The 7,056-nt window shown below is 44.7% G+C and carries 5 protein-coding genes and 1 pseudogene; 3 read left to right on the top strand and 3 right to left on the bottom strand.

The window, feature by feature from the left end; translation table 11 throughout:
• The coding region (locus tag HF864_RS08260) for an RNA-guided endonuclease TnpB family protein (protein ID WP_169462508.1) at nt 1–902 on the bottom strand (902 nt) is incomplete at its 3' end.
• Nucleotides 903–952: 50 nt separating this feature from the next.
• Here HF864_RS08260 and tnpA point away from each other — a divergent pair.
• Both tnpA and HF864_RS08250 read left to right on the top strand, forming a co-directional pair.
• Nucleotides 953–1,368: pseudogene (gene tnpA, locus HF864_RS08255) on the top strand (IS200/IS605 family transposase).
• Between the two features lie 438 nt (nt 1,369–1,806).
• On the top strand, nt 1,807–2,580 hold the full coding sequence (locus tag HF864_RS08250) for a (S)-acetoin forming diacetyl reductase (protein WP_169462510.1): 774 nt from the start codon (nt 1,807–1,809) through the stop codon (nt 2,578–2,580).
• Nucleotides 2,581–2,635: 55 nt separating this feature from the next.
• Here HF864_RS08250 and HF864_RS08245 read toward each other — a convergent pair whose 3' ends face one another.
• A complete protein-coding gene (locus HF864_RS08245) occupies nt 2,636–3,136 on the bottom strand; it encodes a methylated-DNA--[protein]-cysteine S-methyltransferase (protein WP_277346635.1) in 501 nt (166 codons plus the stop codon).
• Nucleotides 3,137–3,406: 270 nt separating this feature from the next.
• Between HF864_RS08245 and asnB the strand changes: the two genes are divergently transcribed.
• Complete coding sequence (asnB, locus tag HF864_RS08240; RefSeq protein ID WP_169462507.1) at nt 3,407–4,993, top strand: asparagine synthase B; 1,587 nt, start codon at nt 3,407–3,409, stop codon at nt 4,991–4,993.
• Between the two features lie 499 nt (nt 4,994–5,492).
• Here the strand turns inward: asnB and HF864_RS08235 are convergent, their stop codons facing one another.
• The gene (locus HF864_RS08235; RefSeq protein ID WP_169462506.1) at nt 5,493–6,881 is read right to left on the bottom strand and encodes an MFS transporter; all 1,389 of its coding nucleotides are present in this window, start codon (nt 6,879–6,881) and stop codon (nt 5,493–5,495) included.
• Between the last annotated feature and the right edge of the window lie 175 nt (nt 6,882–7,056).

Here is a 7,056-nt window from a genome sequence, read left to right as displayed (position 1 = left end):
GACGTGCGTTGGAGAAAATCATGGCGGCGGTCAAATACCCGTGCATGGATTTTAGCTACTAACAAACGCTGCTTCTGGTAGTTTTTGCTTTCTCGCAAGGAACGCTGCTCTTTTTTAGCCCGGCGCTGTCGGCGTGAAAGAGTGCGCTGTGCTTTAGCTAATTTTCCCTTGATTGTTCGATAGTAGCGTGGGTTGGCGATGGTTCGACCATCACTGGCAGTCAGAAAGTTTTCTGTGTTTAGGTCAATGCCAATTTGTCGATTAGTGCGGCTAAGCTTAGAAACAAAAGGCGTATCTGAACCTAATTGCAGCGACAAAAAGAATCGATCGGCGGCATCTTTGGAAATGGTTACCGTACCAATGCGTGTCTCGCCTTGACGATCCAATAGTCGCTGCTGAGCGCCTTTGATACGCAAACGTCCTAGTTTGGGTACCACGATATGTTTGCGATCTTCAAAGCAGACGGTACCATTGTCTAGCCGGGCCGTCTTTTGCTTTGGATATTGACAGTTGGTCTGGTATCGCCAAGCATAGCTTTTACGATGAAATTTTGGCACACCGGCTTCATGAACCTTGCGAAAAGCGTTCCAAGCCTTGTGATAGTTTTGAATTGCATTAGCCTTAGCAAGACTGTCAATACGCTTATCTTCTAAAAATTGGAAATGATTTGACATCTGCTTAGCGTTTTGACGAAGCTTTAGCTGTTGGATCCGATCTTGAACCGTATCAATTGACAGTTTGATTCGGTTTAATTGCCAGAGTTCTTTACCGATCGCAACCATCTCATTATAGACGAAACGACTCGCATCGCTGTTAACCTTGATTATTTGTTTCTGGTAATCACTCGGATAGATGCGAACCTTCAATCCATAATGATATTTTAACTGTGCCATTGACTTCATTTTTTCACCTCCTTTAATTGGATTATATCATCAGCTAATGACTATGACGATTGAGGTGTTCTTGTCGATATATCTATAATTTTCATTATCACTTAATCTGGGTAACCAAGTATCGTCCCCAGACCTTTGCTACTAAAAAACTAGCCGATGAAATGAAATACATACTGCGAATGGTCGCAAAAAATAGCGATATTGTGATGGAAAAGCTGGAAGTCATGCTGGATCATGTTCACGCGCCGATCAATTTTGCAAGGCGCCAACTAGTGCCATAAAGGATGAAGTGTATTTATTTTTTCTCAAACGGCATCCAGAAATTCGATAATCACAATATTGGGGTGGGCATTTATGGTTGCCAAGCTACTACATGAGTACGCTTGGCAATATGAGTAAAGATGTAGTGGAAAACTATATCAACAATCAAAAATACAATGCACTCCAAAAGAAAAAGCGTCCAAATGGACGTTGAGTGAGCCTATCCATCCCATGACTAAAGTCACGGGATTTTCGGCTAGGCATAATTAAACGTTACAAGGAGTTTATATCCAAGGACAGTGAAATGATTAAGGTTAATTAGCAAAGAGAAGAAATTATTTGGTTAACACAGCTAATCTCTATTATTTCAAGGGGTACCTTTAAGAAAATTTTTCCTATATATTTTGCAATTAATCTACTAGAATCAGTGGCCAAACGAAAATGACAAACGATTGAGCAACCATCAGACTGATACGTTATAAATAGATTTGCTTATTAAAACTTTGCTCATAATTTAACTTTTTTTGTTGAGTGGGCTAAAAATCGTTTTCAATGTGTTTACATTAGCAAAATTAATTTACTTTTTAGCGGAGTTCGTTTAGAATAATCACAACAGTTTGATGGTAAATTCACAATCTTTAGGAGGCAATCAATTATGGCAAAAGTTGCATTAGTTACCGGTGCAGGTCAAGGGATTGGTAAGGCAATCGCTGAACGTTTGGCCAAGGATGGTTTCTCAGTTGTTGTAGTTGCTCGTCACATGGATGCACTACAAAAGGTAGTTGAAGGTATCAAGGCAAACGGCGGTGAAGCTTTCGCTGTTACGGCTGACGTTTCCAAGCGTGATGAAGTTTTTGCAGCCGTTGACCAAGCCGTTGAACATTATGGCGACTTCAACGTGATGGTTAACAATGCAGGTGTTGCACCAACGACGCCAATTGACACGGTAACACCAGAAGATCTGCAAAATGTTTACAGCATCAACGTTGGTGGTACGATCTGGGGCGTTCAGGCTGCCCATGCTGCCTTCAAGAAGCTTGGTCACCCAGGCAAGATCATCAACGCTACCTCACAAGCCGGTGTCGTTGGTAACCCTAACCTGACCGTTTACTCCAGCTCCAAGTTTGCCATCCGTGGTATCACGCAGGTTACGGCACGTGAACTGGCTGAAGAAGGCACGACGGTCAACGCATACGCTCCTGGGATTGTTAAGACCCCAATGATGATGGACATTGCTCACCAAGTTGGTAAGAATGCCGGCAAGAGCGATGAATGGGGTATGCAGACGTTTGCTAAAGATATTGCTCTGAAGCGTCTGTCTGAACCAGAAGACGTTGCTAATGCTGTTGCCTTCCTGGCAGGTCCAGACTCTGACTACATTACTGGTCAAACGCTGGAAGTCGATGGCGGTATGCAATTCCACTAAAATTAAAGCTAAAGTCAAAAAGATCTCATCGAATGTCGGTGAGATCTTTTCTGTTTCAGAAGTCGATACCCTCTAATCGTAACAGAGCCAGCTTGCGCTCAGTACCGCCAGCATAACCGATCAGACTGCCATCGCTGCCGATGACGCGATGACATGGTATCAGAATCAGGATCGGATTATGTGCGACGGCGCCACCGACTGCTCGCGCGGCTCCCGGTGCTATTTTTTGATGAGGAGCGGCTTGTTGGGCCAGTTCTTGATAGGTGATGGTGCTCCCAATAGGAATCGTCAGCAATGTATTTAGAATGCGCTGCCGATAAGGCGTGGTTTCCAAGGCCAGCGGAATCTCACGCGGGTCGGGAGCCTGCTTGGCAAAATACTGATCAAGCCAGGCAGCCGTATGTTTAGTAATCGAATTTTGCGCAGTGGCAATCTCATCCAGCGTGAAGCCGGCACCGAAATGTTTTTGGCCGTTAAACCAAAGACCATGCAAAGCTTTGTCACTTGCTAGCATGGTCATGGTACCTAATGGGGAATGATATTGATGTTTAATCATAGTAGACCAAGCCTTTCGAAATTGATATCTGCAGCCATGAGATTATGGATATTTATAAATTTTTGATGAAAGCGATTTTTACATCGATTAAATAAAAAAAGTAACGTTGGGCTTAATGATTTTTAATGATGAGTGTCAAAAAACAATTAAATATTAAGTTCCTACCTACGGGAAACACGGTATCCTTAAAATTAGAAGTTTATTAAAATTGAACTGTGCGATATACTATATTTTAATATTTAATGTTTTAAGAGGAAAGAGGAGAACGAGATGTGTGGATTTTTAGCCGCTGGTTCCAGTGAGTTTGCACCCAAGGCTTTTGCGGACGCCTTGGCTAAGTTGAACGATCGTGGACCTGATATGACTCGGACGATTTCAATGGATGATAAGGTCTTTGGCTTTAATCGCCTGGCTATCATGGACTTGTCAGAGCGCGGAATGCAACCGTTTGTAAATGATGACTGTATCTTAGTTTGCAACGGTGAAATATACAACTATTATGCATTGGAAAAGAACTTAGCTCCCGAGTACGAGTTTGTCAGCAACAGTGACTGTGAAGTTTTGATTCCACTCTACAAAAAATATGGTCTGGATACAATGTGCAAGATGCTGGACGCGGAATTTGCCTTTGTCTTGTACGACCAAACTACTAAGCGCGTAGTTGCCGCCCGTGATCCAGTCGGCATTCGACCAATGTTTTATGGCTATACCAAAGGCGAGCATAAGATGTCGTTTGCCTCAACTGCCAAGGCGCTGATGGATCTTTGCGATGAGATCTATCCTTTCCCACCAGGATATTATTATGATGGCGAAAAGTTCGTCTGCTACCATGATGCTACGACGGTTCAGATGATGCGGACCGATGATTTTGCCACGGCAGCCAGCACTCTGCGCGAAAAACTGGTCGAAGCCGTGCGCAAGCGCCTAAACTCGGATGCGCCAGTTGGCTACCTGCTGTCTGGGGGCTTGGATTCATCGCTGGTCTGCTCGATTGCTACCAAGCTGTTAGGCAAGCCGATTCGGACCTTTGCAATTGGGATGGACCGCAACCCGATCGACCTCAAGTACGCGCGGGAGGTTGCCGATTATCTGGGAACTGATCATACCGAATTTATCATGACGCGCGAAGACGTGCTCAACGCTTTGCATGAGGTCATCTACCAGCTGGAAACCTGGGACATTACGACGATTCGGGCTTCAATCGGGATGTATCTGCTCTGCAAAAAGATTCATGAAAACACTGATTTGAAGGTGATTTTGACCGGTGAATGTTCTGATGAGCTGTTTGGCTACAAATACACAGACTTTGCTCCCAACGCAGAAGAATTCCAAAAAGAATCATTGAAGCGGGTACACGAGCTGTACATGTACGATGTTTTGCGGGCTGACCGCTGCATTTCTTCCAACTCATTGGAAGGCCGGGTACCATTTGCCGACCTGGACTTTGTCGAATACGCGCTGTCAACTGATCCAGAACTGAAGATGAACCACTATCACAAGGGCAAGTATCTGTTGCGGCAAGCGTTTGCTGGGCAAGGATATTTGCCAGATGACATCATCATGCGGGAAAAGGCTGCTTTTAGCGATGCGGTTGGTCACTCATTGGTTGATGACTTGAAGGACTACGCTGAAACGCGCTACACGGATGAAGACGTGGCCAACGCCAAGGAAAAGTATCCATACTGCACGCCGTTTACCAAGGAGTCATTGATGTATCGTGATATTTTTGAGGAATATTTCCCGGGAAAAGCAAAATGGATCAAAGACTTCTGGATGCCAAACAAGGAATGGGAGAACTGTGACGTTGACGATCCAAGCGCACGAGTACTCAAAAACTATGGTGCTAGTGGTGAATAAGGCGACTCGTCGTCATAATAATTAATCGATAATTGATAAAAGCGTCATCTCAGACGAGGCTTGTCATAACAGCCTTGGATCTTGAGGTGGCGCTTTTGGTTTGCGGTCATGGTTCTGTCTGGACGGGTTTGGAAAATTTAGCTACTGAAGAATTTGGCTCTTGCTAAAATTGAGATTGTTAAACAGCAGCCGCATCTCTACCGGTATGAAAATTGAGATTGTTAAACAGCAGCCGCATCTCTACCGGTATGAAATCAGAGACTTTAGCTGCCAGCTGTTGAGAACTCGTCTGCATCTCCTCTTGAACAAGCATGATAAATAGTTGCGAACGTTAGACATCTTAGAAACGATAGTCATAGGTTTATGGTGTCAATCAACTGTTAGGGTCTCTTGCATCCAATCAAGCTCTCATCATCAATTTACTCAAAAATAAAACAGCACTCGATCAGACTTTCGATGTCTAAGTCTAGTGCTGTTTGCATTTGCGGCTGCCTATCGATCAGAATTGCTGTTTATCTTGGTCAAGCAGCTCAAATGAATGCTTTTCCTTACCAATTTGTTTCCAGATATCAATGATCAAAACGTCCATAATTAAGGCGCCAATGATAAACAAGACATATGAATACTTAGTCCCCATGGCAGTCTGAACGACGGTACTTTGATGAGGCAGCTGAGCAGCAGTGATTGCCAGAATCGTGGAGACCCCGGCCGTGCCGATTGAGCCGGCATACTGCTGAAGGGTACTGAACAGGGCATTGCCGTCGCCAACCAGCTGTGGTTTTAAGTGCTGCAGTCCATATGTCATGACGTTATTGAATAAGAAACCAAAACCGACCATATAGACCGCGTAAAAGATCGTCAGCGACCACATTGAGAGCTGACCACTAAAAACATACATCAAGATTACGGCCAGATTAGTAAACAGCGCACCAAAGATCAGTGGCTTTTTGATTCCCGATTGATCCAACAGGCGGCCAGTCAGTGGCAAAAGGACAGCTGAGATCAATGCCCCCAGCAAAAGCATCAGGCCAACGACAAAAGAATTCTGATGCAGCGTCAACTGCGCGCAGTTTGGCAAAAGGAACGTCATGCCGATTTGAATGAACTGAACCATAAAATACAGCAATAAGCATGGCAGATAGATTGAATCAGCAAAAACATTGGTGTTGACCAAGGGATGCTCGCGATGTGAGGTCAAGTAGCCAAAACCACTGGTACCGGCATTGTTTAGCCCCATTTCCAAGCAGATAAAGCCAATGGCAACCAACAGATACTGTAGCAATTGGAAACGGATGGCAGTAGGCTTGCTTAGCTGTTGAACGTTAACGATGCCATTCAAGCCAAAAATAATCCCGATTGGCAAAACAATCCGGAAAATTACGCGCCAGTTGATAAATTGGGTAATCAAACCGCCGTATGTTGGTCCCAAAGAAGGCGCCAGACCAATCACCATACCACCGAGACCGGCATAGGTACCCTGCATGGCAAACGGAACCTGCTGCATGATAATGAAAAACAGCAGCGGCATGGCCAGCCCAGTACTGATCCCTTGAATCAGCCGCCCTAAAAGCAGCACCCACAGCTGAGGCGCCAGGGCACAAAGCAGACCACCAACGATAAAGGCCAGCGTAGAGGTGATAATCAGGCTGCGCAGCTTAAAGCGCCGCTGCAAAAAAGCGGCCAGAACAACCGTCAAAGCCACGGCCAGCAGATAGCCGGTCGCGACCCACTGCACGGCGTTAAGACCTTGATGGAAGTCACGCATTAAAGTTGGAAACGTAACGTTCATTGAGGTTTCTACCAAAACGCCACAAAAGGCGAGGCCAGCAGTACCAATGATTGACAGGTTGGTTTTTCTGCTGACCCGTTGTTCGTTCGTTTGCTCCATAAAAATCAAATTCCCCTTTCTCAAATAAAAAAACTGACACTGGGAAGGCAAGAATGCTTTTCCTAGTGTCAGTTTGACTTACGGATATACAAGCGAAAGTTATGTCTTAACTATACCACTTTCAAAAGTTTTTCGTAAATTAAAAATCATGATAATTAGTGCTCAGATTGGTCAT

The sequence above is a fragment of the Lactobacillus sp. MRS-253-APC-2B genome, from assembly GCF_012843675.1.
In the GTDB taxonomy this organism is placed as follows: Bacteria; Bacillota; Bacilli; order Lactobacillales; family Lactobacillaceae; genus Limosilactobacillus; species Limosilactobacillus pulli.
The sequence above is the reverse complement of the archived record's forward strand: the minus strand, read 5'-3'. Positions and strand labels throughout refer to the sequence as shown.